Source organism: Paenibacillus sp. 2TAB19 (assembly GCF_052115185.1).
GTDB lineage: Bacteria > Bacillota > Bacilli > Paenibacillales > Paenibacillaceae > Pristimantibacillus.
The window spans coordinates 1-512 of the sequence record NZ_JBFRGE010000226.1 but is presented as its reverse complement, the minus strand read 5'-3'; the positions used below and the strand labels follow the sequence as shown (position 1 = coordinate 512).

Sequence of the window (512 nt, the reverse complement as noted above, 5' to 3'; positions counted from 1 at the left end):
AAGGTGGGGTAGATGATTGGGGTGAAGTCGTAACAAGGTAGCCGTATCGGAAGGTGCGGCTGGATCACCTCCTTTCTAAGGAAATACCCGAACCCGATGAGGTTCGGATAAAATGTGCGGATTAACGACGCGTTAGCGTCAGACGTGAAAACCATTTGTTCAGCTTTGATGGAATTTGCTTGGGGCCATAGCTCAGCTGGGAGAGCGCCTGCCTTGCAAGCAGGAGGTCAGCGGTTCGATCCCGCTTGGCTCCACCAACAAACTTCATCTATTGTACCTTGAAAACTGGATAACGAAAGAAAAGAATTGCTGAAACATCCTTTAGCTGGATTTAAAACCATGTTTAAGATGGATGCGTATTTTCTGAAGAAATTCGGGAAGCGACTCATCGAAAAACGCTAGGTTAAGCTATTAAGAGCGCACGGAGGATGCCTAGGCACCAGGAGCCGAAGAAGGACGTGGCGAACAACGATACCGCCTCGGGGAGCCGTAAGCAGGCTTTGATCCGGGGA

General features: G+C 49.6%; 1 tRNA gene and 2 rRNA genes. All 3 read left to right on the top strand.

The annotated features are described in order from the left end of the window. Positions 1-75, top strand: a 16S ribosomal RNA gene (locus AB4Z33_RS31185); the annotation flags it as partial. A gap of 106 nt (positions 76-181) precedes the next feature. Next, a tRNA-Ala gene (locus AB4Z33_RS31180) sits at positions 182-257 on the top strand. A 144-nt stretch (positions 258-401) separates the two neighbouring features. After that, positions 402-512: ribosomal RNA gene (locus AB4Z33_RS31175) — 23S ribosomal RNA — on the top strand; the annotation flags it as partial.